Annotated in this window: 25 protein-coding genes and 2 tRNA genes; 17 read left to right on the forward strand and 10 right to left on the reverse strand. The window is 31.8% G+C overall.

The genetic code is table 11. The features are described 5' to 3' along the window. Positions 1 to 141: 141 nt before the first annotated feature. Together HM992_RS15575 and HM992_RS15580 are read right to left on the reverse strand one after the other, a co-directional pair. Positions 142 to 1,194 (reverse strand): response regulator, encoded by a 1,053-nt coding sequence (locus HM992_RS15575; RefSeq protein ID WP_178984189.1) that lies wholly within the window; start codon positions 1,192 to 1,194, stop codon positions 142 to 144. Beyond that, complete coding sequence (locus HM992_RS15580; RefSeq protein ID WP_179320322.1) at positions 1,191 to 2,696, reverse strand: sensor histidine kinase; 1,506 nt, start codon at positions 2,694 to 2,696, stop codon at positions 1,191 to 1,193. Before HM992_RS15580 ends, HM992_RS15575 begins: the two co-directional genes overlap by 4 nt. A gap of 154 nt (positions 2,697 to 2,850) precedes the next feature. Here HM992_RS15580 and HM992_RS15585 point away from each other — a divergent pair, with 154 nt between their 5' ends. The 8 genes from HM992_RS15585 (at position 2,851) to HM992_RS15620 (ending at position 9,229) form a co-directional block, all read left to right on the forward strand. Continuing rightward, positions 2,851 to 3,234 (forward strand): hypothetical protein, encoded by a 384-nt coding sequence (locus HM992_RS15585; RefSeq protein WP_195806633.1) that lies wholly within the window; start codon positions 2,851 to 2,853, stop codon positions 3,232 to 3,234. A gap of 92 nt (positions 3,235 to 3,326) precedes the next feature. Beyond that, a complete protein-coding gene (locus HM992_RS15590) occupies positions 3,327 to 3,938 on the forward strand; it encodes a WG repeat-containing protein (protein ID WP_179320323.1) in 612 nt (203 codons plus the stop codon). Positions 3,939 to 3,941: 3 nt separating this feature from the next. Then, positions 3,942 to 5,024, forward strand: a complete 1,083-nt coding sequence (locus tag HM992_RS15595) for an efflux RND transporter periplasmic adaptor subunit (RefSeq protein WP_229720511.1) — start codon at positions 3,942 to 3,944, stop codon at positions 5,022 to 5,024. Next, on the forward strand, positions 5,024 to 6,286 hold the full coding sequence (locus HM992_RS15600; protein ID WP_179320324.1) for an ABC transporter permease: 1,263 nt from the start codon (positions 5,024 to 5,026) through the stop codon (positions 6,284 to 6,286). Before HM992_RS15595 ends, HM992_RS15600 begins: the two co-directional genes overlap by 1 nt. Position 6,287: 1 nt before the next feature. Continuing rightward, positions 6,288 to 6,962, forward strand: coding sequence for an ABC transporter ATP-binding protein (locus HM992_RS15605; protein WP_178984185.1), 675 nt, complete (start codon positions 6,288 to 6,290; stop codon positions 6,960 to 6,962). 83 nt (positions 6,963 to 7,045) lie between these two features. Then, positions 7,046 to 7,258: a hypothetical protein gene (locus HM992_RS15610; RefSeq protein WP_178984184.1), complete on the forward strand. Its 213-nt coding sequence runs from the start codon at positions 7,046 to 7,048 to the stop codon at positions 7,256 to 7,258. A gap of 109 nt (positions 7,259 to 7,367) precedes the next feature. After that, complete coding sequence (locus HM992_RS15615; RefSeq protein ID WP_179320325.1) at positions 7,368 to 8,285, forward strand: mechanosensitive ion channel family protein; 918 nt, start codon at positions 7,368 to 7,370, stop codon at positions 8,283 to 8,285. 65 nt (positions 8,286 to 8,350) lie between these two features. Next, complete coding sequence (locus HM992_RS15620) at positions 8,351 to 9,229, forward strand: RsiV family protein (RefSeq protein WP_179320326.1); 879 nt, start codon at positions 8,351 to 8,353, stop codon at positions 9,227 to 9,229. A 238-nt stretch (positions 9,230 to 9,467) separates the two neighbouring features. Here the strand turns inward: HM992_RS15620 and HM992_RS15625 are convergent. Further along, a tRNA-Ser gene (locus HM992_RS15625) sits at positions 9,468 to 9,552 on the reverse strand. A gap of 196 nt (positions 9,553 to 9,748) precedes the next feature. Here HM992_RS15625 and HM992_RS15630 point away from each other — a divergent pair. From HM992_RS15630 to HM992_RS15645, 4 genes are all read left to right on the forward strand, one after another. Beyond that, the gene (locus tag HM992_RS15630) at positions 9,749 to 10,528 is read left to right on the forward strand and encodes a DUF3108 domain-containing protein (RefSeq protein WP_179320327.1); all 780 of its coding nucleotides are present in this window, start codon (positions 9,749 to 9,751) and stop codon (positions 10,526 to 10,528) included. Positions 10,529 to 10,534: 6 nt separating this feature from the next. Continuing rightward, entirely contained in the window at positions 10,535 to 10,870 is a 336-nt protein-coding gene (locus HM992_RS15635; RefSeq protein WP_179320328.1) for an FUSC family protein, read from the forward strand. Between the two features lie 59 nt (positions 10,871 to 10,929). Next, a complete protein-coding gene (locus HM992_RS15640; protein WP_179320329.1) occupies positions 10,930 to 11,961 on the forward strand; it encodes a M28 family metallopeptidase in 1,032 nt (343 codons plus the stop codon). A 134-nt stretch (positions 11,962 to 12,095) separates the two neighbouring features. Beyond that, complete coding sequence (locus HM992_RS15645; protein ID WP_179320330.1) at positions 12,096 to 13,679, forward strand: M28 family metallopeptidase; 1,584 nt, start codon at positions 12,096 to 12,098, stop codon at positions 13,677 to 13,679. 219 nt (positions 13,680 to 13,898) lie between these two features. Here HM992_RS15645 and HM992_RS15650 read toward each other — a convergent pair. Beyond that, a tRNA-His gene (locus HM992_RS15650) sits at positions 13,899 to 13,974 on the reverse strand. 59 nt (positions 13,975 to 14,033) lie between these two features. Then, positions 14,034 to 14,756 carry a bacillithiol biosynthesis deacetylase BshB1 gene (bshB1, locus tag HM992_RS15655; RefSeq protein ID WP_317167555.1) on the reverse strand — a complete coding sequence of 241 codons (723 nt, stop codon included), beginning with the start codon at positions 14,754 to 14,756 and terminating at the stop codon, positions 14,034 to 14,036. Positions 14,757 to 15,278: 522 nt separating this feature from the next. Between bshB1 and pckA the strand changes: the two genes are divergently transcribed. Then, entirely contained in the window at positions 15,279 to 16,889 is a 1,611-nt protein-coding gene (gene pckA / locus HM992_RS15660) for a phosphoenolpyruvate carboxykinase (ATP) (protein WP_229720512.1), read from the forward strand. 56 nt (positions 16,890 to 16,945) lie between these two features. Further along, positions 16,946 to 17,641: a DUF2490 domain-containing protein gene (locus HM992_RS15665; RefSeq protein WP_179320333.1), complete on the forward strand. Its 696-nt coding sequence runs from the start codon at positions 16,946 to 16,948 to the stop codon at positions 17,639 to 17,641. On the opposite strand, the gene HM992_RS15670 is transcribed toward HM992_RS15665, so the two are convergent. The 5 genes from HM992_RS15670 to HM992_RS15690 form a co-directional block, all read right to left on the reverse strand. Continuing rightward, on the reverse strand, positions 17,622 to 18,773 hold the full coding sequence (locus HM992_RS15670) for a trans-sulfuration enzyme family protein (RefSeq protein ID WP_179320334.1): 1,152 nt from the start codon (positions 18,771 to 18,773) through the stop codon (positions 17,622 to 17,624). The two genes, HM992_RS15665 and HM992_RS15670, sit on opposite strands and share 20 nt — an antisense overlap. A 61-nt stretch (positions 18,774 to 18,834) precedes the next feature. Continuing rightward, the gene (locus HM992_RS15675; protein ID WP_179320335.1) at positions 18,835 to 19,701 is read right to left on the reverse strand and encodes a hypothetical protein; all 867 of its coding nucleotides are present in this window, start codon (positions 19,699 to 19,701) and stop codon (positions 18,835 to 18,837) included. Positions 19,702 to 19,835: 134 nt separating this feature from the next. Beyond that, entirely contained in the window at positions 19,836 to 23,087 is a 3,252-nt protein-coding gene (ccsA, locus tag HM992_RS15680; protein ID WP_179320336.1) for a cytochrome c biogenesis protein CcsA, read from the reverse strand. Between the two features lie 100 nt (positions 23,088 to 23,187). Further along, positions 23,188 to 23,637, reverse strand: a complete 450-nt coding sequence (mscL, locus tag HM992_RS15685; RefSeq protein WP_179320337.1) for a large conductance mechanosensitive channel protein MscL — start codon at positions 23,635 to 23,637, stop codon at positions 23,188 to 23,190. 62 nt (positions 23,638 to 23,699) lie between these two features. Next, positions 23,700 to 24,089, reverse strand: a complete 390-nt coding sequence (locus HM992_RS15690; protein WP_178984152.1) for a group III truncated hemoglobin — start codon at positions 24,087 to 24,089, stop codon at positions 23,700 to 23,702. 83 nt (positions 24,090 to 24,172) lie between these two features. Between HM992_RS15690 and HM992_RS15695 the strand changes: the two genes are divergently transcribed. The 3 genes from HM992_RS15695 to HM992_RS15705 are packed head-to-tail and all read left to right on the forward strand — an operon-like array spanning position 24,173 to position 25,889. Beyond that, positions 24,173 to 24,976, forward strand: a complete 804-nt coding sequence (locus HM992_RS15695; protein ID WP_179320338.1) for a Rossmann-like and DUF2520 domain-containing protein — start codon at positions 24,173 to 24,175, stop codon at positions 24,974 to 24,976. An 8-nt stretch (positions 24,977 to 24,984) separates the two neighbouring features. Beyond that, positions 24,985 to 25,518, forward strand: a complete 534-nt coding sequence (locus HM992_RS15700; protein WP_178984150.1) for a KdsC family phosphatase — start codon at positions 24,985 to 24,987, stop codon at positions 25,516 to 25,518. Between the two features lie 59 nt (positions 25,519 to 25,577). Further along, a complete protein-coding gene (locus HM992_RS15705) occupies positions 25,578 to 25,889 on the forward strand; it encodes a hypothetical protein (RefSeq protein WP_178984149.1) in 312 nt (103 codons plus the stop codon).

The following is a 25,889-nucleotide window of genomic DNA, read 5'->3' on the forward strand; positions in this document are numbered from 1 at the left end:
TTAAATTTCTTAGGATATACAAATCTAAATCGATGAGCAGTATTAAAATATGATATCGGTCATATTGAACTCGATTAAACTTTTTAATTCACTAAAATTCAAAAAAGCTTAGATGAATTAACGAACCAATGTGCTTGCAAATCAATTGATATCATGTAATTTTTGAAGGTCTAGAATTTTAATATTTCGACCTTGCATTTGTATGATTCCTTTCTTCTTAAAGTCTGACATCGTTCTAATCAATGTTTCAGTAGCAATACCTGCAACACTTGCTAAATCATTTCTAGAAATGACAATAGGATCACCTGGTTTTGAATTTAATTTTTTTGCAAACCTCAAAATTGTAGCCGCTGTTTTTCGCTGTACAGAACTGTAAGCCATTTGCAATAATTGGTCCTTAACACCAGTGATGTCTTCGGTTAATAGCTGAATGACTTCTAATGTTAGTTTATGGTTACTATCCAAAACATCTGTTAATTCGGCTTTTGAAACTCCAGCCAATTCAACATCCTTCATGGCAATTGCAGTTTCTCTGTAAGGTATATTTTGGGTAAAAGAGGTATAGCCAAAAAGATCATCTTCAGAATGAAGCGCAGTTGTCAATTCCTTTCCATTAGTATCAAATTTATAACACTTAACTACCCCTTTTAGAATTAGATATATAAAGTTAGAGTTATGGCCTTCTTTATAAATAATTTCATTTTTAGGATAATTAAATATAGTACCATTATCGTCAAAAAAGTTTTTTAAGTCACTTAAGGTTCTTAATTCATCTTCATTCGTCTCTTTGGTATTTTGAAATGATTCTTGTTCTTCTTTTAATAACGCTACTTTGGCAATTCTACTTTCAATTGCATTTATTATTTCGTCTTCAGTAAAAGGTTTAGTGATATAATCATCGGCACCTAAATCCATACCTTTTCTCACATCTTGTCGTTCTGTTTTGGCTGATAAGAAAATAAAAGGAATAAACTTTGTGGCATTATCTTTAGAAAGTCCTTCTAAAACACCATAACCATCTAAAATAGGCATCATAATATCACAAACTATAATATCTGGTTGATGAGCTTTTGCCTTTTCGAGACCTATTTTTCCGTTGCCAGCGGTAAGAACTTCATAATTTGAAAGCTCTAATAATTCAGCTGTATTTTCTCTTAATACGGTATCGTCCTCTATTAATAATACTTTTTTCATACTTCTGCTTTGTTAGGGAGTTCTATAGTAAACGTTGAGCCTTTATGCTCAATACTTGTAAATGTAATACTACCATTTAATTTCTCTAAATGGTCTTTAACGATATTTAAACCAATACCAGTACCTTGCATTAGAAGGGCATTTTCTGCTCTAAAATAACGCCCGAATATGTTTTTCTGATCTTTCTTAGGAATACCAATACCATTATCCTTTATTTTAAAGATGGTAGTATCCATATTTTGAAAAATTTCAATATCTATAATGGTGTTTTCAGATGAATATTTAATAGCGTTATATATTAAATTAGACAAGGCCAATTCTACAATTTTCTCATCTTGATATAGTGATAAATCGTCAATATTTTCAGGATAGTTAATGTGTTGCCCATCTTTTAATACCATATTGGCATTATATATAACTTCATTTAAAACTTTGCTTATTTTAAAGTTTGAAAATTTATAATTAATCTTTCCTTTTTCCAATTTTTCTACAGACAGAAAATCATTTAAAATAACATTAAGGTATTGTACTTTGTCTGTAATTGTTGAAATATGCTTTTCGCGCTTATCTTGTTGCTCAGTTAGCTTATATTTTCCCAACAACATCGTAGATGTTAAAATACCGCTTAAAGGTGTTTTAAATTCGTGAGACACCATAGATAAAAACTTAGTTTTCAAATCATTAAGGTCTTTTTCTGCTGCTAAAGCGGTTTTTAATTCATCCGTTCTTACGGCAACAGTTTTTTCTAATCTTTCTGTATAATTTTTTTGTTCGGTAATATCTAAAATAATAGCTACATACACGTCTCTATCACCTAATTTAGAGCGCTGCAAATGAATATTGGCTGGATACGTGGTGCCATCTTTTCTTGTATGTATGGCTTCCAATTCTAATTTTTCAATGCTGCCATTATTAAGTGATTCTATTTCTTCCCTAAATTCAGCCTCCGTGTAATCAGCTTTTATATCTAAAGGTGTCATAGACTTAAGTTCTTCTAAACTATAGCCTATGTTTTTTAGAGCACCTTGATTAACATTAATGAAATTTAAGGTTTTAGCATCAAACACATAAATCTCGTTTAGAGATTCGAGAAATATTTTAGCTAAATGATTTTTTTCTTGTTCTAATTTTTTTCGTTCTGTGATATCAATTACTAATGTCATAATAAAATCATGACCATGAAAACTAAACGGATTTAAACTCGCTTCAATAGGGAAAATGCTACCATCTTTTTTTGCACCGTAGATATCACGACCGTGTCCCATGCTACGTTGTTTATGCTCTTTAACAAAACCTTTAAAATGCGCACCATGATTTGCATGGTAATTCTTTGGAATTAACACATTTAAGGGCTGATTAGAAAGCTCTCCCTCACCATAGCCAAACATAATTTCTCCAGCTTTATTAACCTCAACAATCTTTTGATGTTTATCAACTATAACAACACCTTCAGAAATAGAATCTAAAAGAATATTAAAAATATCTCGGTCTTGCTCAAACATAATGGTTGTTTTTATTAAAAGCGACTAAGATAATTATTCCTAATTAATTATTAATACTTGAATCGTTAAGTTTATCAAAGAACCTTCCCAACTGACTTATATCATATGAATAAAGAATCAAACGCTTTAATTTTAGTGTTTAAAATATTGAATTTTGAACTCAAAAAACGCTATAGAATTTTATAGAAGTCTTGGCAAACTCTTTTATGCTTTTGCAGCAACTGACAATTGTGTAAGACCAGAAGAATTTAAGGCTCTTGAAACTATTATTAATGAAGAATGGCTATCATTAAGTGACGAAGCAAAATACATTTTAGAAACCTTTAAACAACTACAAAGTAGCGAAGAAACCGACCTCAATATCTGTTTTGAGAGTTTTGTCGATTTCAAAAAAGCACATATTGAGTTATTTAATATAAATATGAATTCAAAAATTCTAAAAACAGCAACTGCCATCACTACAAGTTTTTCTGGGCAAAATAAGTCGGAATTAATTTTACTCGCTAAGCTTGATTTAGAATTAAAAAAAGAAATTTAAAAAGATTAAATATAGTTAGCCTGACTACGATAATGTTACAAAACTTCGATCAGAGTTAACTTTAACCTATTAATTATTAAAATATAGAAATCATGAAAAGAGCATTATTAGTATTACTCGCACTTTTTGTTCTTCCTTTTTTTGGAAATGGACAAACTATTGAAAATATCGACTTTGTCTCCCCTTTTCATAATGGTTTAGCTGCCATAAAAAAAGATGGACAATGGGCTTTTATAAATACAAAAGGCGCAATTGTTATTGACTATAGAACTGATTTAGTGGTAACCACAACAGACCATGTAAACTATCCCATATTTAATGATGACAGATGTATCATTGAACAAGATAAAAATGGCATTTCTTACTTTGGTTATATAGATACTTCTGGCTCCACCGTAATTGAACCTCAGTTTTTAAATGCGGCTAATTTTAGCAATGGAAAGGCACTCGCTTTAGAATTGATAAAAAACACGGTAGCTAAAAATGAAGCTTTAGGTAAAAATGTCGTCTATTATAAATATTATGAAGTAGTAATAGACCTGGAAGGTAAGGTTGAAAATTATTTAAATCCTAAAGGTGTAAATGTAGTTATAGATAAAGAATTCTTACGCGAACCACCAATCATCACCGCCAAACGGCTTTCAGATCATCTTTACGCTTTCAAAAACAAGAATAACAAATGGACTTTGATAAAGCTAAATTAAAGAATGATGAAACTATATCGTGTATTGTTCATTTTCTTAATCTTGCAATCTTGCGGACATAAAACAGATAAGGTTCTACCCGAAGAACGCACTTTAACTGAAGCCGTGTATTCTTCAGCAATTATACAGCCAGATAGTTTATACCAAGTCTATGCAATCGTCTCTGGTATATTGGATGCTAATTTAGTTGAAGAAGGCGACTTGGTGTCAAAAAATGATGCGCTATTGCAAATCATTAATAGTACACCAAAAATAAATAGTGAAAATGCAAAGTTGGCTTTAAATTTAGCTCAAGAAAATTATACTGGTAATGCTGCAATTCTAAGCAGTATAGAAGATGAAATAACAGCTGCCACCCTAACCTATAAAAATGATTCTATAAATTATTACAGACAAAAAAATCTATGGAATCAGCATATTGGGTCTAAAGTACAATACGATACCAAAAAACTAAATTATGAATTAGCTTCAAATCAATTAAAACTTTTACATAACAAATATAATAGAACAAAAAATGAACTTCATACAGCTGTAAAACAAGCTCAAAATAATTACCAATCGTCTTCCATTATGAATTTAGATTTCACTGTAGAAAGTAAGATTAATGGTAAAGTTTATGCTTTATATAAAGAACCTGGTGAAATTGTAACTACCATGGAACCTTTAGCGAGTATTGGTAGTGCTCAAAGTTTTATAATAGAGCTTTTAGTTGATGAAGTAGATATCGTTAAAATTATTGTAGACCAAGATGTGATTTTAAATTTAGATGCTTATGACGACGTGATTTTTAAAGGAAAAATCTCAAAAATATACCCTAAAAAAGATGAACGCAACCAAACGTTTAAGGTCGAAGCTAATTTTATAGAACAACCAAAAATATTATATCCAGGACTTTCTGGTGAAGCGAACATCATTATCGCTGAAAAAGAAAAGGTTTTAACACTGCCTAAAGCTTATATTATAGATGGTAACAAAGTTAAAACAGACGACGGTATTGTAACTATAGAAACAGGTTTAGAAAATATGAATTATATCGAAATTTTATCTGGATTAAGTAAAGACACCTATGTCTATAAGCAAAACTAATGGTCAACTGGAATATTATATTAAGCATTGCAAAAACCCATTTACTCACTAAAATAAAGCAAACTTCCATTGCTGCACTTGGTGTTACCTTTGGTATTGGCTCTTATATTACTTTAGTGTGTTTTATGACGGGATTAAATACCATGCTAGATGATTTAATATTAAACCAAACACCTCACATTCATATTTATAATGAAATAGAACCTTCCGAACAACAGCCTATTTCTTTGTATGATAAATTAAAAGACAATTTTACTATTGTACATTCTATTAAACCCAAATTGAGTCAGAAAAAAATTCATAACGGCTTACCGATTATAAATTATCTAGAAAAAAACACAGAGGTTAGAGGGGCAATTCCGCAGGTTAAAACTCAAATTTTCTATATGGCAGGCTCTATTGAGTTAGCAGGAAATTTAACAGGCATCAATCCAATAGATGAAGTGCAATTCTTTAACCTAGGAGATTATATTGTAGAAGGTTCTGCAGAAGCTTTACAAAATACAGACAACAGTATTTTATTAGGTATTGGAATTGCAAAAAAGATGGCTTTAAAAGTGGGTGACCGCATACAGATTAGTCCTATTAATGGTGGTATTTTTCCTCTAAAAATTGTAGGGCTTTATCAAAGTGGCATTGCTGAATTAGATGCTGTTCAAAGTTTTAGTAATTTAAAAACAGTACAACGAATTTTAGGTGAAGCCAATAATTATATCACAGATATTAACGTTAAACTTTACGATATAGAAAAAGCCTTTCCACTCGCTCAAAATATTGAAAAACAATTCAATTTAAAAGCAGTAGATATTAAAACAGCAAACGCACAATTTGAAACCGGAACTGATATTAGAAATCTTATTACATATGCCGTATCAATCACTTTACTTATCGTTGCTGGTTTTGGCATTTATAACATCTTAAACATGCTTATATATGAAAAAATGAATGATATCGCCATACTTAAAGCCATTGGGTTTTCGGGTAGAGATGTGCAACTAATATTTATGAGTCAAGCCATGATTATTGGTTTTATTGGAGGTGTTTTAGGCTTGTTAATTGGTTATGGCTTATCGAGTTTAATTGCAACAATTCCATTTAAAACGGAAGCGATACCAACGGTAGAAACCTATCCGATAGATATACAACCCGCATTTTTTATTATTGGTTTTTCATTTGCTATGCTTTCAACATTTCTTGCTGGATATTTACCTGCAAGAAAAGCTAAAAAAATTGATCCTGTAAACATCATAAGAGGCCTGTAATATGAACACAGTATTAGAAGCAAAACATATTAATAAATACTTCAAAAACCCAGTATTGTTTCATGTTTTAAAAGACATCAACTTTCAGGTGAAAAAAGGAGAATTTGCGTCCATCATGGGAAAATCGGGTTGTGGAAAATCGACATTACTCTATATACTTTCTACAATGGATACTGATTATGATGGTGAATTATATTTAGACAACAACCTTATAACCGGAAGCGACAATAAGCATCTATCCTACATGAGGAATAAGCACATTGGCTTTGTATTTCAGTTTCATTATTTACTAACTGAATTTACCATTTTAGAAAATGTAATGCTTCCTGCTAAAAAATTAGGTGAAAAATCATACCAAGAAATTGAGCATGACGCTATGGAAAAATTAAAAATGTTGAATATTGAACATTTAGCAACAAAACGTGCCTCACGTGTTTCTGGTGGAGAAAAACAGCGTGTTGCTATTGCTCGTGCTTTAATAAATAATCCTTCTATTATTATGGGAGATGAACCCACAGGAAATCTAGACAGCCATAATGCAGAAAATGTATTTAATATTTTTAAACAGTTAAGCGATGAAGAAGATTTATCCTTACTTATAGTCACACACGATGAAGATTTCGCAAAAAAAACAGATCGAATTATTCAAATGGAAGATGGTAAAATAATACTATAAGCCATCCTTACGCACTGATATTTATCATATTAAACACCTCGTATTATAGTTACCTTTAGTTGGTATTCTTAAATTATAATGTCATGAAATCATTACAAAGTATAGAAAATCAAATTATAAGGCTCACCACAAGTATAGAGGTTAATTACCCTGAATTATACAAAACTCTAGATGAGAGTCCTGTAACGATTCCCTCGTCATCACATCCAGATATGACCATAACTATTATGGAAGATTACCTCGAGACACTCAAACAAATGCTAAAGCAATATACCAAAACACATAATAAACAATAAGGGTATGGTGCCACTTTGAACATCAAAAAAATAATGATATGATGACAAATTAGCAACAGAATAAAAAGGGTTAATCACTTAATTATAACAATTTACAAATCCATTTTAAATGATAGACTTTGACCTAGTAAATAAGTGGATTAACACTAATCCCGTTTTAGTGAGTATTATCAAATTTATGATTGCTCTAGTGTTGATATTAATTGTTATTCAGTTATTAAGACGCTATTTAAAAAAGAAAATATCTAATACGGTTATACGCTATAAAGCTCAGAAAGGCATTGAGTTTATTGGCTACGTGATTTTAATTTTTTTAGCTATTGTCTATTTTTCAGGCTCTATTAAAGATTTCACTATTATTATTGGTTTATTTACCGCAGGATTAGCCTTTACGTTACAAGAGTTGATTCTTAGTATTGCAGGTTCTGTTTATATATTTTTAGTTAAAGTATATAAACCTGGTGATCGTATAGAAATTAACGGTATTAAAGGAGATGTGATTGATGTAGATAGTATTTATACCACAATGATGGAAATTGGCCAATGGGTAAGTAGCGATAATTATAGCGGACGTATCGTAAAATTAAGTAATGCGTTTGTCTTTAAAGGCCCTATTTATAATTACTCTCAAGATTTTCCATTTATATGGGACGAGTTTAATTTACCTATTCGTTACGGTTCTGATATTGATTTAGCAAAGTCAATAATCCTTAAAATAGCTTCTGAAACGCTTTCGGATTATACCGCCAAATCAAAGGAGCAATGGAACGAAGTCGTTAACAAATTTTATATAGAGGATGCAGAAGTAGATCCAACATTAGCAATTTCATTGACTGATAATTGGATACAATTCAATTTAAGATATATTGTAGACTTTAAAAAGCGACGACTCACCAAGCATACGCTGAATGAAAAAATCCTCTTAGAAATAGAAAAAACCAACGGTAAAATTATATTAGCATCTACTACTATTGAATTAATAAAAATTCCTGATTTAAAGACGAAGCGAGATGGCGAAGTGAAATGACAAAAGGCACTTTAAAATTATTGTTATTCTTAAAATTGATGACATAACTTGAAAAACAAACCACCATGAGATATCTATACTTATTAATTTTCCTCCTAATATTTTCAAATTGTAAAAATGAAAAGCATGAAGAAATCAACAGTAATCGTAACGATATTGAAGATCTTATGCCAGCTACTGTGGACACTTTAAGATTTAAAGATGTAGATATTGAAACATTAGACAAGTCCATATCAATTGAGCTAAAACAAAAGCAATTGATTGATAAAAAAGACGAAAGTGAAGAACTTCAGATATTAATTATCGACAAAAACTATCGTATTGAAAAGCCAGATTACGTCATCAATTTTAAGTACCCATTACTCAATGAGTCCTTTAGTCCAAACAATAGAAATTTTAACGATTTTATTAACGACTATTACATCAACATAAAAAAAACGGAACAAGAGATCTTAGAAAGCAAGTTGTTGTGTGATAGTATTGAAGCCATAGCATTTAGAGAAGAACGTTTTATAGATTATAAAATTTATAACGTTAATGATCAACTTATAAGCGTGTTGTTTTATAAAGAAAATTTTTATACGGGCGCAATGCACCCTAGTTTTTCTTTTGATGGCTTTAATTTTGATTTAAACAAAGGTGTCTTTATGACTTATAAAAACTTTTTTGTTCAAGACTCAGAAGCGGAATTAGTAAATATCCTCAACGAAAATATTAAGAAACAAATAGGGAAAGGAGACCTCTATTATGATTGCTGGGAAGTGTCTATAGATGATTTTATTACAAGCAAAAACAACTTTGTACTTAATGATACCTATGTCGAATTCTATTTTGATGATTGTATCATTTGCCCTTCTTACACAGGGACCTATTCTATAGAACTTCCATTAGTAGAGCTTTTATCAGTATTGAAGAAATTTGAAACCAATCCATTAGTGTTTTAATACGATTGAAATTAAATAAAAAGCAAATATTACGTCTTAGGCATCTTTCAATACAAAATAACGCTATTAACTATCAAGATAAACACGCTCAATTGCAGTGCTCCCTCTGTTTCCTTTCATAACGCTGTGTTCTTAAATGCCATTTTATGTTTGCTTCTATCCATTCTTCTTCCATTTTTAGGATAAGGAAATAGTTCAAAACAAAAAACCCATAACTTTCGTTATGGGTTTTTTTATGCGGAGAAAGAGGGATTCGAACCCCCGGAGGTGTGACCCTCAACAGTTTTCAAGACTGCCGCATTCGACCACTCTGCCATTTCTCCAAGTGTCTCATCAGGTATTCCCTGAATGCGGGTGCAAATATAAAATCCTTTTTGTTCTAGGCAAAGGATTTTGCATACTTTTTTTAAAAAAATTTAATTGGTTCATTTAACCATCAGTATTGCAAGATTTAAGAAAGCATTGTACTTTCGAAATTATTTTCGAATTAAGCAACTAACATCCCTAAATAATCATTTTATGAAACCTTTTATATTTCTATTTCTGTTCTTTTTTACATTACAAAGTAATGCACAAAACACAACTATTGCGGCAGGCGAAAAGCTTGTATTCAGTGCGTCTTATAATATGTCTGGGCTATTAACAGATATTGCTGAAGTAAAAATGGAAACGAGTGAAATAAAGACATCCAAAAACACATTGCTACGCTTAAAATGTACAGCTACATCTTACAAAAATTGGGATAATTTTTTTAAAATCAGAGATTTATACGAAAGCTATGTAAATCCAAAAACATTAACTCCATATTTATATAAGAGGGATATTGATGAAGGAGGTTATTATAAGTTTATGCAGTATAAGTATAGTCATTTATCAAAACTTGTAAAAAGTCTAAAACGAAAGAAAAATACAGATGGTACATATTGGGAAGAAAATAAAACGGTAAAAATTGGTGCCTCTACTAAAGATATAGTCAGTACTCTTTATGGCATAAGAAATTTAGATATCCATAAAGCAAACCCAGGCGATCAGCAAGAATTCACCATTTTATTTGATAATAAAGAAATAACCCTTAACATTAAATATATTGGTAAAGAAACCATACAAACCAAAATCGGTAACAAAGAATGTTATAAATTAGCTATTACTTTAAAAGGCAACAATTTATTAAAAGGCGATAATTCTAATCTTATTTGGCTAACTGCGGATGCCAATAAAGTACCTGTATATGCTAAGTTTAAAATTCCGGTTGGAAATGGTGAATTAAAGATTTTGTCTGCAACCGGTTTAAAAAATTAAAAGAAAATGAAAAAAGCAATCACCATATTAGGTTTTATTTGTGCAATAATTGCTGTTATAATCTCAGTAACACCTTTATATAATTTAGCTTTTGCACCAATCATAATTGCATTTCTAAGTGGTTTATTTCTAATTTATTTGTCAAAAAATGAGCCGTCAAAACCAAAAACTATTCAATATATATTTTTACTCGTTATTATTTCTTTGAGCTTAACAATATATAAAGGTGTTGTAAATACTGCAGAATTAGGCGATACAGAACAATTAGAACAAAGAGATGAAGAAAACCTTGAAGATTCAAAAGAAATTCTTGAAGATCTCGAAATTGATGAAGACTTTTAAAAATTTCTAAGAAAAATTTTCATCAAATTATCTTATTTTTGCTGAAATCAATTAGTTACATGAAAGTATTTTTTGCTTCTGTTCTGCTTTTTGTAGGTTCTTGTGCTACAATTAGACATAGTGAGAAAATTAACAATTTAAAAGACAGTATCACTTTTTCAGATGAAACTGTAGTTATTACTTATTTAAATACTATTACATCTGAAGAATTAAAAACGCATGTCGTGGAAGTTGCTTCAGATAAGTATAATGGTAGAATGACAGGAGAAGAAGGCCATAATTTAGTTTGCAATTATATTAGAGAGCAATATAAAAACGATAGCATTAGTGCACCAGAATCTCATCCCGACTATTATCAAAAAGTACCAAAAAAGGACTTACCAAATAATCTGAATGACTCACAAAATATTATAGCCTATATTGAAGGTTCTGAATTTCCAGACGAATATGTTTATATCACTGCACATTCAGATCACGAAGGCATTAAAAACGGTCAAATTTATAATGGTGCAGATGACAATGGTTCTGGTACTGCTGCCGTTTTAGAAATAGCAGAAGCTTTTAACCAAGCCACTAAAGATGGTCATCGTCCTAAACGAAGCATTGTTTTTCTTCATGTTACAGCGGAAGAAGTTGGTTTACACGGTTCTAAATTTTATACAGAAAATCCAATATTTCCTATCGAAAATGCAGTCGCAACCTTAAACATGGATATGATTGGGCGTGTTGATGATAGACATAAAGACAATGAAAACTATATTTATGTTATCGGATCAGACAGAATGAGTTCCGAACTCTATTATATCACAGAACAAGCGAATACAACGTTTACAGATCTTCATCTAGATTATAAATATAATGAGGAAAGAGACACAAATCAATATTATTACCGATCGGATCACTATAACTTTGCTTTAAAAGATGTTCCCGTTATATTCTTTTTTAATGGTGAGCATGAGGATTATACAAAACCAACAGATACTGCAGATAAAATTAATTATCCATTACTAGAAAAGCGCACAAAATTAATATTTGCTACAGCTTGGTATTTAGCCAATTCTAAAACACGACTTAAGAAAGGAATTATCTGATGTTAAAATTTGTTAAAAGAAACGAGACTAAACATATACCCTATTCTATTTTCGTAACTTTAAAGCTAATTTTATTTGAAGGTATCGTTGAAATTACCTTCCTTTCACACTAACTACCCAATGACTTTCTTTACATGAAAAAATCACTACTATTAGGTGTTGCATTCGCAATAGTAACAAGTTGTGGCACCTCTTCAAAAAGCAGTGCAAAAACAACTCAAAATAATATACCCGAACAAATAGATCCTTCTGTATATGCTTCTACCATAACTTCGGCTGAATTAAAAACTATGCTTTACAAGTACGCTTCAGATGAATTTGAAGGTAGAGATACAGGTGCAAAAGGACAAAAAATGGCTATAGAGTATTTAAAGCAGAAGTATATTGATATGGACATCCCTACTCCATTAGGTGGTAATGATTATTTTCAAGAAGTGCCATTAGAAAAACAGAAGATAGCTGAAATTAAAATGAATGTTAATGGAAAAACATTTGAAAACTTTAAAGACATAATAGTACTTTCAAATTCAAAAAGTATAACAATATCAGCTTCGAAGATTATATATGTTGGTTATGGTATTGATGATGAAAATTATTCCGATTATAAAAATATTGATGTAACCGGAAAAATTGTACTAGCCAAATCTGGTGAACCTAAAGATAATAACGGAAATTACATTACCACAGGTGAATCAACTGACACTAAGTGGTCTAATGGTTACAAATCATTATCTAACAAAACGGATGTAGCAAAAAAACGAGGGGCTCAAGCAATTTTATTTATTGATGATGATTTGTTTTCGAAGTATGCACCTTTTTACCAGAGGCAATCAGCAGGTAACATTGCACGGCGTTTATCATTGAAAAGTAATGAAAAAGACATACTAATCTTAATGATAAATGAAACCTTAGGAAAAGCGCTACATACATCAATTTCTGAAGAATCTACACCTAAAGAAATCGAAACCAACGTAACCTTAGAAATTGAAAATAAGTCCGACGCTATCACTTCAGAGAATGTTGTAGCCTTCATAAAAGGTTCTGAAAAGCCAGATGAAATCGTTGTGTTATCAGCACATTTAGATCACGAAGGCATAAAAAATGGAGAAATTTATAACGGAGCAGACGATGACGGTTCTGGTACAGTAGCGATTTTAGAAATTGCACAGGCTTTTAAAGCTGCAGAAAAAGCCGGACATGGACCAAAACGTTCTATTTTATTTTTACACGTTACAGGTGAAGAAAAAGGACTTCTAGGATCTAGACATTACACAGATAACGATCCTATTTTTCCTTTAGTGAACACCGTAGCAAACTTAAACATTGATATGATTGGAAGAACCGATCCTGAACGCACCATTGGTACAAGAAACTATATTTACCTTATTGGTAGTGACAGATTAAGCACAGATTTGCATAACATCTCGGAAGAAGTAAATAACACGTATACAAATCTAGAATTAGATTATAAATTCAATGCTGAAAATGATCCCAATCGTTTTTATTTCAGATCGGATCATTACAACTTTGCTAAAAATAATATTCCGGTTATATTTTATTTTAATGGCACGCACGACGATTACCACAAACCATCTGACACACCAGATAAAATTGAATACGATTTATTAGAAAACAGAGCAAAACTCGTTTTTTATACGGCTTGGGAAGTAGCTAATAGAGACCAACGTTTAGTGGTTGATAAAGCAGTTACGGAATAAATAAACGCCACCAAATATAAAAAAGGTCTTTCATTTAATTGGGAGACCTTTTTTAGTTTAAGTATATAAACAAAGCTCCTCTGTTGAGATAAGCTTCGTATTTTGGATGGAAGATTAGGTTTACTTCAACTGAGCTCAGTATAAATTTCTCAACCTATTGTTTATCGTTAAACTTATTGTACAAAAAAAGCTCCTCTTTTCAGAGAAGCTTTGTATTCTGGGTGGAAGACCGGGTTCGAACCGGCGACTTTCGGTACCACAAACCGACGCTCTAACCAGCTGAGCTACAACCACCATTTTAAATTGGATTGCAAAGATAATTTATTTGTTATCTCTTGCAAACAGTTTTTGAAATTATTTTAAATCAAATAACGATTCCACAGCTACAAATCGCTCAACTGTATAACCCTCAGCATGTTCCACGCCAATTAATCGCCCTAAATTTCTTGCACGATAATCAACGCTGTCTGTGAAGTTCTTGCTAGAAATCGGAGTTTCAGGCTCTTTACTATTTGGATCAAAAAATTGTGTTTGGTATGCTAACACAGATTCTTCCTTTTTATCCATAAAACCAGAGACATCTACAACCACATCTGGTTCAATATCTTTCCATTGTATATAATGGTAAACGACTTTTGGTCTCCACTGTTCTTGTGGTTGATTTTCATCACCATAAAAGGTTTCAATTTTTTTTAATCCACTTAAAAAACAAGCATCACTTACTAATTGACTTCCTTTTGGGTGATCAATATGTCTATCGTCAATGGCATTACAAATAATTATTTCGGGTTGGTAATAACGAATCATCTTTATGAGTTCAAGTTGATGCGTTTTATCATTAATAAAGAAACCATCGGCAAATCGCATATTAATTCTAGAATGAACACCTAATATTTTAGCCGCAATGAAAGCTTCTTCATCACGTGTTTCAGCTGTTCCTCTTGTCCCTAGTTCGCCTCTAGTTAAATCTATAATTCCTACTTTCTTTCCTCTTGAAACTTCTTTTGCTAATGTTGCACCACAGCCTAATTCTACATCATCTGGATGTGCACCAATAGCTAGTATATCTAATTTAATCTGCATATGTTTATTGTTTATAAAAGTCATACATCGCATCTAAATCGTCTTTATATTCTCAAAGACAACGTTAATTATAGATGTTTTATGCTCATTTTATTCATTTATAGTTATCAAAAATATTAAAAAGAAGATAGAATATCACGTTCTTTTTAATTCGCAAACGGTTTCGATTGAATTAATCCATTTTTTATTCAAAAATGAGTAGTCATAATTGAAAAATCCTCAATACTTTCAAAGTATGACTTTCGTCATAAAAAACACCCTATATAGACTATAACTTTACAGTATCAAAAAAAGATAAAGTCCTTATGACCTTAACGTTAGCTGTTTTAATTATTACGACTCCTCTATTCATTAGGAGGCAAATTACATCAATTAACACCATATAAATTTATTTTTTTTAGGACTATTAAACGAAAAAATCACATTAAATATTAGCGCCAATAAGATTGGCCATATTAAAAACAATTTAGAATTATAAACTATTTAATCATGGAAACGTTACTAAACAATTCAATTATGAAAACTAGAGACCTCACAAAGTACGGACTGAAAGACACAAAAGCCCATTGGAACCTTTCACCCGAAGAATTACAACGCATTACTGTTGAAAAAGGCATGGGAAAAGAAACAGCTAATGGTACACTTGCTGTAAATACAGGTAAATATACTGGCCGTTCACCTCAAGACCGTTTTATCGTAAAAGACGATTACACAGCAAATAAAGTTTGGTGGGGAAAAACCAACAAAGCTATTTCTCCTGATAATTTTGATAAATTACAAGAAGAAATTACCAACTATTTAAGCAATAAAGAAATCTATGTTAGAGATGCTTATGTATGTGCTGATCCTGAATACAAAACAAATGTTAGAACAGTTACCGAATTACCATGGTCTAACATGTTTACATATAATATGTTTTTAAGATCTGATGAATCTGAATTAGAAAATTTTGAAGAAGATTGGCTAGTACTTTGTGCGCCAGGTTATGAAGCACCAGACCCAAAAGCTGTTGGTTTACGCCAAGGAAACTTCTCTATCTTAAACTTTACTAAGAAAATTGCTTTAGTAGGAGGTTCTGCTTATACAGGTGAAATTAAAAAAGGAATTTTCTCTTCATTAAACTTTATTCTTCCTGTTGAAAGAGATGTTTTACCAATGCACTGTTCTGCCAATGTAGGTGAAGATGGTGATACTGCTATTTTCTTTGGATTATCAGGAACTGGAAAAACAACATTATCTGCCGATCCTAAACGTAAGTTAATTGGTGATGATGAACACGGTTGGACAGCAGAAAACAACATCTTTAATTTTGAAGGTGGTTGTTATGCAAAAGTTATTGACTTATCAGAAGAAAAAGAACCAGACATTTTTAGAGCGGTTAGACCAGGTGCTATCTTAGAGAACGTCGTTTTTAAAGACAACGGTGAAGTTGATTATTTAGACAGTAGTATTACACAAAATACACGTGTAAGTTACCCTATTTATCATATTGATAATATTCAGGAACCATCTTATGCTGGTAATCCAAAGAATATTTTCTTCTTAACTGCAGATGCATTTGGTGTATTACCTCCAGTATCTAAGTTAACACCAGGACAAGCAGCTTACCACTTTATTTCTGGTTACACAGCTAAAGTAGCAGGTACAGAAGCAGGTATTACTGAACCAGTTCCATCATTCTCTGCATGTTTTGGAGAACCTTTTATGCCATTACATCCAACAGTTTATGCTGAGATGTTAAGTAAAAAAATGCAAGATGCTGGTGTAAACGTTTGGTTAATAAACACAGGTTGGAGCGCAGGACCTTACGGAGTAGGTTCTCGTATAAAATTAAAATATACAAGAGCAATGATTACTGCCATTTTAGATGGGCAATTGGATAATGTTGAATATGAGCAACATCCAATATTTGGATTATTTATGCCAAAAACATGTCCTAATGTTCCTGTAGAGATATTAGACCCAATGAATACTTGGGAAAATAAAGGGCAATACATCAGCAAATCAATTCAATTAGCGCATTCGTTCCACTTGAATTTTGAAAAATTTGCAAGCGAAGCTTCAGAACAAATTATTGAAGGAGGTCCATTAATTGATGAGCACCATCATTTACACGATCACATTTAATATTTCCATGACTGAAAAAGAGCCCTAATTAGGGCTCTTTTTTTATTTAAATTATAATGAAAAATCTCTTAAACATTATCTTAATTGTCTTTTTAGCCCAATCTCAATTAACTGCCCAAAATACAGCTGAAGATTATTTAGGGTCTTGGTATACCTTTGGTATTAATCATAAATTTACGGAACACTTCAGTATAACACCTTATGCAGAATTACATCTTTATGAAACCGCTTCAAATTATAATTTAACGTTTACTAGTCTTTCAGGAAATTATCATTTTAAACCTAACCAAACTATAAGTATTGCTTACGCTTTTTTAGATATTGATAGCGTTATAGATGAAGACAACCAACCCAACACCAAAGAAAACCGCATCTATGAGCAATATAGTTACCTACACAAAACAGGAAGGTTTAGTATTCAACATCGTTTTAGATTGGAGCAGCGCTTTTTAAAATTAGCAGACCAACATAACATGCAGAATAGATTGCGTTATCGATTGGGTCTAAAATATCCAATTAACACAACTTTATTTTTAGCTTTAAAAGATGAACCGTTTGTAAACTTTCAAGATCAGATGTTTCATGAGAATCGTTTTTTTATTGGCATTGGATTTAACCTTTTAAAAAATACAATTCTTGAAGTTGATTACTTTAAGCATCACATTAATAAAAACAATCTCAATCGTATTCAGATTAGTATCACTATCAACACTAACTCAAAACCACCTAAGACTATTTCAACGCCTTTATAGCCTGATTAATATCGTGTTTTATATCCTTAGTTTCTTCAATACCAACTGAAAAACGAATTAATTGATTGGTGATTCCAACAGCATCACGTTCGTCTTGTGTTAGCAAAGCATGCGAAGTTAAATATGGAGATAGCATTGTGCTTTCAACTCCTGCTAAACTCATAGATGATTTAATCAATTTTAATTGTTTTTGAAACTGAAGTGCATCTATATCGTCCGTTAATTCAAAAGATAGCATCGCACCAAATCCACTCATTTGAGATTTAGCTAATTTATAGTCTGGATGCGACTTTAAACCTGGATAATATACTTTAGAAACTTTAGAATGCTTCTCTAACCATTTGGCCAACTTCATGGCATTTTTAGTTTGTGCTTTTACACGCAAGCCTAAAGTTTTCATGCTACGCTCTAACATCCAAACCGTCATATCACTCAAATTTCCGCCTAGGTTTTTACCAACATTCCAAATACGTTCTATATGTTCATTAGAACTTGCAACTGCGCCAGCCAAAATATCACTATGACCACCAAAATATTTTGTAGCAGAATGCATCACCATATCTATCCCTAAGTCTAATGGTTTCTGATTTACAGGTGAAGCAAACGTATTATCGATTGACGTAAAAATACTTTTCGATTTACCCAGTTGGGCAATGGCCTTTATATCTGTAATTGTCAACAAAGGGTTTGAAGGTGTTTCAATATGAATCAATTTTGTATTGGGTTGAATTGCAGCTTCAAAATCCTCAACGTTATAACCATTGGTAAAGGTGTACTCAATTCCGTATTTTGGAAATTCTTCTTTTATAAAATTTAAGGTGCCACCATATAAAGTATTCTGAACCACTAAATGATCGCCTTGTCTTAAAAATGCTAAAAACATGGTGCTAATTGCCGCCATACCCGAACCGAAAATCAATGCAGCGTCCGTATGCTCTAAAGCAGCAATTTTTTTAGATAAATGTTCTTGATTTGGTGTGTTAAAATAACGCGGATATCGTTTTACATCGACATCTAAAAACTCGTAAGACGAGCTTAAATACATTGGTGACACGGCACCTTTAAATTGTTCATCTTTTACCTCACCAATATGTGTGCAAATGGTATTTAAGCCTAGTTTGTTCTTAGACATAATTTATAATTTAAGTATTTATAAAATTAGCTTTTTTGAAGCACTAAAGAAAGTATTTAACTTATTTACAAGCACTATAGTCTATTAAAACTTCGTGATTATTATTGTATAGCTTCAAACTATTATCATGATAAAGTTCATAAAACCAACCAAATGGCTCGCCTTCAACCTTATATATTTTTGCGTTTTTTGAAATAGTAATTAATAGTAATTTTTTAAGGTATTCACCTTTTCTTGAATATATGATACCATTAGATAGTTTTATAAATTCAAAACAGCGCTCTTCTACCATGTTTTTGAAAGGCTGAATGAACCAAGAACCAATTACTTCTACCGTTTCAAGTTTTCTTAATTCTTTTTGATTTTCATATATAGAATTAAGCCTATCTATAATCGAATCATTAGGTAATTTATTTAATTTTTCAACAAGTTGCGGATACATTTTTTCTTTATTGAGCATCGAATAGTCATAAAATGGTAACGATACGTTTTCTAACTCATAAGCCAAATTTTTGCTACTTAATACATCACCTTCATTGCCTAGTGCTAAACGCTCATTAATAATTGACCATAGCGGAAGACTTGCTCTTGCTAGGTAGTTATGCGCCTGATTCATGGTTGGCGTTATATTATTTATAGTATGTGCTTTCGATTTATGAATTTCAAACATTAGAGCAGTGCGAATCATATTACTGATAGAAAGCGAATCATAAACTGTAATATTTGTTACCGGAAGGTTTAACAAAGTGTCTTGATCTATAACGTAAATTTCTGACCAGTAATCCTTAATAGCTTCTTCAGATTTTAAATTTAAAATCTCGTTTCTGTATTTTTCAACTGGAATTTGAGCTACGACATTAAAGAAATTCAGTATTAGTGTTATTAATATAAGTATGCACTTCTCAAAACTTATCTTTATATGACGCATACCTAACTTTTCTTTTTGACAGGTAAATTTACTAAAAAAGGCCGCAACTTATCAGAAACTTAAAACAAAAATTGGTTGATAAATACTCATATTCATCAACCAATTTTAGAATAAATTTTTAAAGTCTTAACTTTTTATTTGTAATGCTTTTTATATTTTATATAAGAAAAGACACCTAATAATGTAATGATACCAAGCGTTATTGCAATAAACTGAAAACTTAATATTTGATCTCCACTAGCATAAGAATGCAATCCTGCGAGGTAGAAATTTACACCAAAATACGTCATTAAAATACTTCCAAAGGCTATAATTGACATTAAGTTATAAATCCATTTCCCTCGTAATCCAGGAACTAAACGCATGTGGATTACAAAGGCATAAATCATAATACTAATAAGTGCCCAAGTTTCTTTTGGATCCCAACCCCAATATCTTCCCCAACTTTCGTTTGCCCACATACCACCAAGAAAATTCCCAATAGTTAATAAGACTAAACCTACAGTTAATGCCATTTCGTTTATAATGGCTAATTCTTTAATATTAATGAGCATACGCTCTTTATTCTCTTTGTTCGTAAAAATCATTAATAATAACGACACCACACCCAAAATCATTCCTAAAGTAAATGGCCCATAACTAGCAACAATTACAGAAACATGTATCATTAACCAATAACCTTGTAATACAGGTTGAAGATTTGCAATAGCAGGATCCATCCAATTCCAGTGTGCAATCATTAAAATCATGGAGGTTACGAAAGCTCCCGCTGCAACTGTTAAACTCGACGTTGTTATTTTTCCTAAAATTGACTTCGAAGTTCCTGAACGATCTTTTTTCATTGTGACACCAACAATAAATCCAAATAACATGGTTGACCAAGCCACATAAATCATAGATTCATAAGCATCACTCCATGGTGCATGACCAGATAAATACCATCTCCAAATTAAACCTAAAGTGTGTAGCACAAAAAATAAAGCAACAATACCTAATAATACATTAATCGCCATCTTAAGCTCTTTGCTTTTATAGTTGAAAATTTGAATAATGATTAAAACAAACAAGAGCGTCGCAGCATACATATACCAGCTAAACAAACGCTTAAAAATATCGTAATCGTTGTATAGTATTTCGGAATTAATTTTGTCATCACTCAACATGACTTCACTTCCAAAACGTTGTTGTGTCTTTTTAATCCCTTCAAGTAATTCTTCAGCTTTAGAATAATCACCTGTCTGTTTGGCATTATTTAAAGTAACTAAATAAGCGCTAAACCCATTATTGATAAAATTGCCATATAGGCTATCTTCTATTTTTTCTCTATAATCTTGTTCTCTAAAGTCTAATGACGAAATCCATTTGTTATTTTCATCATTAGGAACCGGAAAAATTTTAATAGAACGGCCTTCAATAGCATTGTATAACAAATTCACTCTAGAATCCGCTTCCTTCACTTCTTTTTGGAATCCATTAGGTACCTGCACTCTATAGGCTTCTTCTAAATAGGGTGCTAATTTGTAACGCCCTTCTGGTGTAAAATAATCTACAAGTCTCGAATATTTATCATCATAACTGACACCTATGATATCTCTTATAGAATCTGCTTTTCTAGGTTTTAAATAAATGATTGGCACATTGTACCAAAGCATTGGACTTTCTTGAATAGAAAGAAATACTTGATCGGCATCAAAATCTTCATAAACATCACTTTTACTTAATTTACGAAGCATCTCAGAAGCATACGTATGCATTGGCATCATACGACCACTGTAATCTTGAATGACCATTTTTGAAAACTTAGCAGCATGCTCCTTTGGAGTAATATGAACGCTTAGAATAGAATCAATTTGTTCTTTTCCTGTTTTATTTTGATGATCATGTCCATCATCATCTGTATGCACTTGAGAAAAGCCAGAAAAACTGATTAAAAGCAAAATCATAGTCATCATTTTTGCTTTCTTCTCTTTCAACTTAGCCAACTTTTTTCTTATATCATCGAATCTTGTGTTTTTCACGAATAGAATAGCGAGCATAGATAAGTATAATAGTATATATCCAGCATACGTAATGTAGGTTCCCCAAAAATCATGATTTACAGACAAAACCGTTCCTTTTTCATCTGGATGAAAACTGGCTTGAAAGAAACGATACCCTTTATGATCTAAAACATGGTTCATAAATACACGATAATCAAAATCACCATCTTCTTTATCTAAAACCGTTATTTTACTTTCGTAAGATGAATAAGCCTTTTCCGTACCTGGATATTTTTCTGCAATAAAATCATTCAGTTTAATTTCGAAAGGCAACTTTAATAATTTAGGACCGTATTGCAATGCCAATTCTAGGCCACCAACTTTAAATTCCTTCATGGCAGTATAATTACCTGGGCCACCAATAATGCCTACTTCTTTTGTATCTCCATTTGCTGTTACACTTAAAATAAGTCCGTCTGGATCTGCCTTAGTTTTTAAAAGTTCTGGTTTTTTTACAATTCCAAAATCACCTTTTACAATAGGTTTTGGCATTACAAGCTGCATGTTCCCAATAATATACCTAGACCTTAAGATTAAAGGTTGCAGACTGTCCTTAACTAACTTTCCTGTAGCACGCGTTGCCATCGTCATATACTCACCATCATAAGGAGAATTAATGGTCAATCCGTTTTCTGTCTCCATAATATTAATAGCACCTTCTTGAAACTTATTTAAAGACACCAACACATTGTGAAGATTTGCAACTTTTCCATCTTCTAAAAAGTGATTATGTGGACCACTTGAACCTGCTTCAACGACTTTTAAATAGCGTTTTCCCGTTTCATTGGGTATGATATCCTCTTCCGCACCTTCTATAAATTTCTCGAGTTTAATAGTAACTTCGGTATCTCCATAATCAAACGTTTTTTCAAATTCATTATCTAGTCGCGGAGAAAAATCAACATGCTCCTCTATTCTACGTTGCTGTAATTGACCACCAACAGTATAATTACCAATAATGCGTCCACCGATATATGTTTTCTGGGAAAAGAATTCACTTTCTGTGTCTCCTTCTCGTATTGGCATCATCCCTTCAAAACCGACATAACGCGTAATAAATGCTCCAAGAAGAATAAGAATAAAGGACAAGTGTAAAATTAAGGTTGCCCATTTCTCTTTTTTATAAAGTCTGAATCTATAAATATTACCAATAAAGTTGATGACAAAAAACACCATTATCGCTTCAAACCACCACGTATTATAAATTAATGTTCTGGTATATGGTGTGGGAGAAGTTTCCATATTTCGATCCAAAATAGTCCCAACTGCCATGGCGACGGCAAAGGCAATAAATAAGAAAGCAGTGAGTCTTGTAGAGAATAGGAAATTAGCGATTTTCTTTTGCATAGCTATAGGCTTTTTAAGCGCTGCAAAGATATGTTTTTTTAATTATTACTAGTTTCAGAACGGGTGCTAAAACATGTTAAAATTACACCCAAGAAACTATTTAACTTTTTAAATTTGATTTAAGCAATTTATTTTGCTCAGCCATTAATTCTTTTAAATCGGACAACAACTGAATATCTTTAGGTGTCACTACTGTTACGTCTTTAGTATCTTGAGCTTTATTCCGTAGTCTATTCATAAATTTTACAATTATAAAAACCGTAAAACCAATGATCATAAAGTCTAAAAATACTTCAGATAATTTGCCATAAGCTACAGCAACTTCACTTGTAGTAATTGTGCCGGAAGCATCAGTGATTGCATCGCGTAAGACTAATTTTTTATCACCAAAATTAACTCCGTCTGTTAATAAAGATAAAGGTGGCAAAATAACTTGCTTTGCTAGTACGTCTATAACTTTATTGAAGGCTGCTCCGATAATGATACCAATTGCCATATCCATCATGTTTCCTTTTACTGCAAATTCCTTAAATTCTTTTAGAAGCTTCATATGTTATTTTATGTGTGTTTAAATTTTTAAAAATCGCTAATTTAAAATATGCTTTTAAATGATTAGCCTTTTCTTGCCGCAAAAATGTTCATATACATAAAAGTGCCCATCTTACGAGCACGACGTTTAGCATTTTCGGCATAATCTCCTTCAAATAATTCATTTATGGTCTCAAACCATAAATTTAACCACAAGCCAAAATGCAATTCGGTAATACTATGATTAAAAGCAGCATCTACTTTGGTGTGTGCTTCCAACGGATTACCATAATATTTGGTTTTTAGAAATAAACTCGATTCCCAAAACGTAGTAAGATGCTCTAAATGCTGCTCCCAATCTTTAATAGTTTCATTGAAAAATGGGCCTAATTTTTCGTCTTTCCTTACCTTTTCGTAAAATTTGGAAACTAATAAGAATATGTCTTCTCTGTTTTTTATGTCTGATTTTTTCATCTTGATACGATATGTTACCCAAAGTTATCCTTTTAATCGCATTCTTGTGATTCTAAAATAAGAAATCTTAGTATTTTTACACCATGATATCAGTTATATTACTAGGAGCTGGCAATGTTGCCACACATTTATATAAAGCCTTTTCAAATTCAGAAAACATTTCGATTACACAGTGGTATAATCGTACACGTGCTTCCATTTCGTCTTATGCCAATGAGGTTGACATTACAGATTCTTTAGATGAATTAAAAGAAGCCGACATCTATATTATGGCTATTAGCGATGATAGTATTGAGCAGTTTTCTACAGATTTACCATTTACAAACCGGTTTGTTATTCATACTTCTGGAAGCGTCGCCATGCACGATATAGATAAGAAGAACAAAATTGGTGTTTTCTATCCTTTGCAGACATTCTCTAAAGATGCTGAAATCGATTTTACAGAAGTCCCAATTTGTATTGAAGTTTATGAAAAAGAGAACCTTCAACTCTTGAAGGATTTAGCAAAAGCTGTAGGTTGCAAACCTCATAAAATTACAACCGAACAACGTCAAACCCTTCATCTAGCAGCTGTTTTTGTTAATAATTTCACGAATCAATTATATAGAATTGGTCATGAAATTTGTGAAACTAAAAATATCGAATTTGAAATCTTACATCCATTAATTGAGGAAACAGCAAAAAAAATTCAGCAAATGTCACCTTTTATGGCCCAAACAGGACCCGCAAAACGAAACGATAAAAAAACCATAAAAAGACAGCTTAAATTGATTGAAAAAGAAGAACATGAATCGATTTATAAATTGTTAACGACATCAATAAAAAAAACACATAATGTTTCTAACTTTAGACCAAGAAAAGGGAAAGCTGAAACTAATTTAAAGTAGAATAACCAATGAACGACGATAAAAGTTATAAAGAATACTTGGCAGACATTACCACCTTTATTTTTGATGTAGATGGTGTACTCACAGACGGAACAATTACGGTCACAACTGATGGTGAAATGCTAAGAACTATGAACATTAAGGATGGTTTTGCATTAAAAACAGCTATTGATGCTGAATTTAACCTCTGTATTATTTCTGGTGGCTCTAACGAGGGAGTTCGTAAACGATTAGCCGGATTGGGAATTAAAGATATTTTTCTGGGTGCACATAATAAAATTGAACAGCTAAATAGCTACTTGGATCAGCATAACATTTCAAAATCACAAGTGTTGTATATGGGAGACGATATTCCAGATTTCCCTGTGATGAAATTAGTGGGTTTACCATGTTGTCCTCAGGATGCTGTCCCAGAAATTAAAGCGATTTCAAAATACATTTCACATAAAAACGGTGGAAAAGGAGCTGTTAGAGATGTTATTGAGCAAGTATTAAAAGTTCAAGGTAAATGGAATGGAAATTTTAATGCTAAGTATGATTAATTAGTTGTTGGTTGTTAAAAATTATTTTACACAAATAAACGCGAATAAAGTTTAAAATCATGTCAGGCGGAAGACGACATAGTACAGGATTTGGATATATTGGTTTTGGTAATAGTCAAGCGACATTTAACCAACGCTCAGCGACTCCTTTTTCTAAATACAAGGAAAAACTAGACCTTGAAGCTCATCTACACTATAAAATGGATTTTTTGCATAAAGACTTAACCAAAGAAGACAAGCAAAAAATTAAAGACAAAATAAAACAACAAGAGCTTAAGCTTTTAAAAAAAACAGCAATTATTAGTATCATTGTACTTCTATTTATAGGAGCTATTGCTTATTATTTAATTACTAAAATATTATCTCACTAA

The sequence above is a fragment of the Winogradskyella helgolandensis genome (genome assembly GCF_013404085.1).
GTDB lineage: Bacteria > Bacteroidota > Bacteroidia > Flavobacteriales > Flavobacteriaceae > Winogradskyella > Winogradskyella helgolandensis.

Coding starts and splice junctions, on each gene's coding strand:
- HM992_RS15575 (WP_178984189.1), bottom strand. CDS start 1,194: ATGAAAAAAGTATTATTAATAGAGGACGATACCGTATTAAGAGAAAAT.
- HM992_RS15580 (WP_179320322.1), bottom strand. CDS start 2,696: ATGTTTGAGCAAGACCGAGATATTTTTAATATTCTTTTAGATTCTATT.
- HM992_RS15590 (WP_179320323.1), top strand. CDS start 3,327: ATGAAAAGAGCATTATTAGTATTACTCGCACTTTTTGTTCTTCCTTTT.
- HM992_RS15595 (WP_229720511.1), top strand. CDS start 3,942: ATGATGAAACTATATCGTGTATTGTTCATTTTCTTAATCTTGCAATCT.
- HM992_RS15600 (WP_179320324.1), top strand. CDS start 5,024: ATGGTCAACTGGAATATTATATTAAGCATTGCAAAAACCCATTTACTC.
- HM992_RS15605 (WP_178984185.1), top strand. CDS start 6,288: ATGAACACAGTATTAGAAGCAAAACATATTAATAAATACTTCAAAAAC.
- HM992_RS15610 (WP_178984184.1), top strand. CDS start 7,046: ATGAAATCATTACAAAGTATAGAAAATCAAATTATAAGGCTCACCACA.
- HM992_RS15615 (WP_179320325.1), top strand. CDS start 7,368: ATGATAGACTTTGACCTAGTAAATAAGTGGATTAACACTAATCCCGTT.
- HM992_RS15620 (WP_179320326.1), top strand. CDS start 8,351: ATGAGATATCTATACTTATTAATTTTCCTCCTAATATTTTCAAATTGT.
- HM992_RS15630 (WP_179320327.1), top strand. CDS start 9,749: ATGAAACCTTTTATATTTCTATTTCTGTTCTTTTTTACATTACAAAGT.
- HM992_RS15635 (WP_179320328.1), top strand. CDS start 10,535: ATGAAAAAAGCAATCACCATATTAGGTTTTATTTGTGCAATAATTGCT.
- HM992_RS15640 (WP_179320329.1), top strand. CDS start 10,930: ATGAAAGTATTTTTTGCTTCTGTTCTGCTTTTTGTAGGTTCTTGTGCT.
- HM992_RS15645 (WP_179320330.1), top strand. CDS start 12,096: ATGAAAAAATCACTACTATTAGGTGTTGCATTCGCAATAGTAACAAGT.
- pckA (WP_229720512.1), top strand. CDS start 15,279: ATGAAAACTAGAGACCTCACAAAGTACGGACTGAAAGACACAAAAGCC.
- HM992_RS15665 (WP_179320333.1), top strand. CDS start 16,946: ATGAAAAATCTCTTAAACATTATCTTAATTGTCTTTTTAGCCCAATCT.
- HM992_RS15670 (WP_179320334.1), bottom strand. CDS start 18,773: ATGTCTAAGAACAAACTAGGCTTAAATACCATTTGCACACATATTGGT.
- HM992_RS15675 (WP_179320335.1), bottom strand. CDS start 19,701: ATGCGTCATATAAAGATAAGTTTTGAGAAGTGCATACTTATATTAATA.
- ccsA (WP_179320336.1), bottom strand. CDS start 23,087: ATGCAAAAGAAAATCGCTAATTTCCTATTCTCTACAAGACTCACTGCT.
- mscL (WP_179320337.1), bottom strand. CDS start 23,637: ATGAAGCTTCTAAAAGAATTTAAGGAATTTGCAGTAAAAGGAAACATG.
- HM992_RS15690 (WP_178984152.1), bottom strand. CDS start 24,089: ATGAAAAAATCAGACATAAAAAACAGAGAAGACATATTCTTATTAGTT.
- HM992_RS15695 (WP_179320338.1), top strand. CDS start 24,173: ATGATATCAGTTATATTACTAGGAGCTGGCAATGTTGCCACACATTTA.
- HM992_RS15700 (WP_178984150.1), top strand. CDS start 24,985: ATGAACGACGATAAAAGTTATAAAGAATACTTGGCAGACATTACCACC.
- HM992_RS15705 (WP_178984149.1), top strand. CDS start 25,578: ATGTCAGGCGGAAGACGACATAGTACAGGATTTGGATATATTGGTTTT.